The organism is Streptococcus mitis (genome assembly GCF_001579035.1).
In the GTDB taxonomy this organism is placed as follows: domain Bacteria; phylum Bacillota; class Bacilli; order Lactobacillales; family Streptococcaceae; genus Streptococcus; species Streptococcus mitis_J.
Map to the genome: position 1 here is coordinate 55,641 of NZ_KQ970286.1, position 2,780 is coordinate 58,420.

The following is a 2,780-nucleotide window of genomic DNA, read 5'->3' on the forward strand; positions in this document are numbered from 1 at the left end:
AGATTTTGGATGAAGCTTGATGGCTATACACGTTTAGCTGCCGTTGTTGCCAATCCTATTAAGCATTCTATTTCCCCCTTCATCCATAATAGGGCCTTTGAGGCGACAGCTACCAATGGTGTTTATGTGGCTTGGGAGATTGAAGCGGCTGACTTGGAAGTCACAGTGGCTAATATTCGTCGCTACCAGATGTTTGGTATCAACCTTTCTATGCCTTATAAGGAGCAGGTGATTCCTTATTTGGATGAGCTGAGCGATGAAGCGCGCTTAATCGGTGCAGTTAATACGGTTGTCAATGAGAATGGCAATTTAATTGGATATAATACAGATGGCAAGGGATTTTTTAAGAGCTTGCCTTCTTTTACAATTACAGGCAAGAAGATGATCTTGCTGGGTGCAGGTGGTGCGGCCAAGTCCATTTTGGCACAGGCTATTTTGGATGGCGTCAGTCAGATTTCGGTCTTTGTTCGTTCAGTTTCCATGGAAAAAACAAGACCTTACCTAGACAAGTTACAAGAGCAGACAGGCTTTAAAGTGGACCTGTATGCTTTAGAAGATGTTCCTGAACTGCAAGCAAGGATTGCCGAGTCGGATTTACTTGTCAATGCTACAAGTGTAGGGATGGATAGTCAATCATCTCCAGTTCCTGAAAACATTGTCCTACCAGAAACTCTTTTAGTAGCTGATATCATTTACCAACCCTTTGAAACACCATTTTTGAAATGGGCCAGAAGTCAGGGAAATCCAGCGGTCAATGGTCTGGGAATGTTGCTCTATCAAGCTGCAGAAGCTTTTCAACTGTGGACAGGCAAGGAAATGCCGACAGAAGAGATTTGGCAGTCCTTAAAAGAAAAATACCAATAAAGAAAGGGAGATTTTCCTATGAAAATCAGAATCGATATTCCTCATCATCCTTATGATATTCAGATTGAAAAAGGTTGTCTGGCTCAGGCTGGTCAATGGTTGCGAGAACTATGGCAACCACAAAAAGTGGTTATCGTGACAGATAACCATGTAGCTTCTCTTTATGCAGAGAAGGTCAAGCTCAGCCTAGAAGATGCTGGTTTTCAGGTAGCGGTATTTGACTTTTTGGAAGGGGAAGAAAGAAAGAATTTAACTACTGTTCAGAAAGTCTATGAATTTTTAGTCAAGCAAGGTCTGACTCGTAGCGATGGAATCGTGGCTCTAGGTGGTGGTGTCGTTGGGGACCTAGCTGGTTTTGTAGCCTCTACCTATATGCGGGGCATTCATTTTGTTCAGATTCCGACTAGTTTGACAGCCCAGGTGGATTCGTCTATTGGTGGAAAGACAGGTGTCAACACTCCATTTGCTAAAAATATGGTGGGGACCTTTGCCCAGCCAGATGGGGTTCTGATTGACCCACTTGTTCTTGAAACCCTCGGAAAAAGAGAGTTGATTGAAGGGATGGGTGAGGTCATCAAGTATGGCTTGATTGAGGATCCAGAACTGTGGGCTCTCTTGACGGAGCTAGATGGTTCTGTAGAGAGCATTTTGGAGCATGCAGAGACCTTGATTGAACATTCTTGTCAGGTCAAGCGCAAGATGGTAGTTGAGGATGAGTTGGACAATGGTGTACGCCTTTACCTCAATTTTGGGCACACTATTGGTCATGCCATTGAAGCAACGGCCGGTTATGGTAAGGTCATGCATGGAGAAGCTGTGGCCATGGGAATGGTACAGATTTCCAAGGTTGCTGAGGAAAAAGGTCTCATGCCAGAAGGCATTACCCAATCTATCACAGAGATGTGTCAGAAATTCGGCTTGCCTGTTGACTATGAGAGCTGGGATGTTAACAAGCTTTATCAGGCTTTGACTCATGATAAGAAAGCGCGTGGCAACACCTTGAAATTGGTCTTGGTACCAGAGATCGGTTCTGCAACCATCCACCCAGTTTCTATGGAAGAGATGAAAGACTACTTGGTAAAATAAGGAGAGTGTATGAGATATTTAACTGCAGGAGAATCACACGGTCCACGTCTGACAGCTATCATTGAAGGAATTCCAGCTGGACTTCCTTTGACAGCTGAGGATATCAATGAGGATTTGAAACGTCGTCAGGGTGGCTACGGTCGTGGCGGTCGTATGAAGATTGAGAGCGACCAAGTTATCTTTACTTCGGGTGTTCGCCATGGGAAGACGACAGGGGCTCCCATTACCATGGATGTCGTCAATAAGGACCATCAGAAATGGCTGGACATCATGTCTGCCGAGGACATTGAAGACCGCCTTAAAAGCAAACGAAAAATCACCCATCCTCGCCCAGGTCATGCCGATTTGGTTGGGGGCATCAAGTACCGTTTTGACGATTTGCGAAATTCTTTGGAGCGGTCATCTGCCCGTGAAACCACCATGAGAGTGGCAGTCGGGGCAGTAGCTAAACGTCTATTGGCTGAGCTAGATATGGAAATTGCCAACCATGTCGTAGTCTTTGGCGGCAAGGAAATTGATGTTCCTGAAAATCTGACAGTAGCTGAAATAAAGCAACGAGCTGCTAAGTCTGAAGTTTCTATTGTCAACCAAGAACGAGAACAGGAAATCAAGGACTATATTGACCAAATCAAGCGTGACGGTGATACCATCGGTGGGGTTGTGGAGACAGTCGTTGGAGGTGTTCCAGTTGGTCTTGGTTCCTGTGTCCAATGGGACAGAAAATTGGATGCGCGATTGGCCCAAGCTGTCGTCTCTATCAATGCCTTTAAAGGGGTGGAATTTGGTCTTGGCTTTGAAGCTGGTTATCGTAAAGGCAGCCAAGTCATGGA

General features: G+C 45.3%; 3 protein-coding genes. All 3 read left to right on the forward strand.

Features of this window, described 5'->3' with window-relative positions; all coding sequences use genetic code 11:
* Positions 1-9 precede the first annotated feature (9 nt).
* The gene (locus tag SMIDD26_RS02525; RefSeq protein WP_061438810.1) at positions 10-864 is read left to right on the forward strand and encodes a shikimate dehydrogenase; all 855 of its coding nucleotides are present in this window, start codon (positions 10-12) and stop codon (positions 862-864) included.
* Between the two features lie 18 nt (positions 865-882).
* Entirely contained in the window at positions 883-1,950 is a 1,068-nt protein-coding gene (aroB, locus tag SMIDD26_RS02530) for a 3-dehydroquinate synthase (protein WP_061438811.1), read from the forward strand.
* Positions 1,951-1,959: 9 nt separating this feature from the next.
* Positions 1,960-2,780: chorismate synthase (aroC, locus tag SMIDD26_RS02535; RefSeq protein ID WP_061438812.1), on the forward strand; the 821-nt coding region annotated here is incomplete at its 3' end.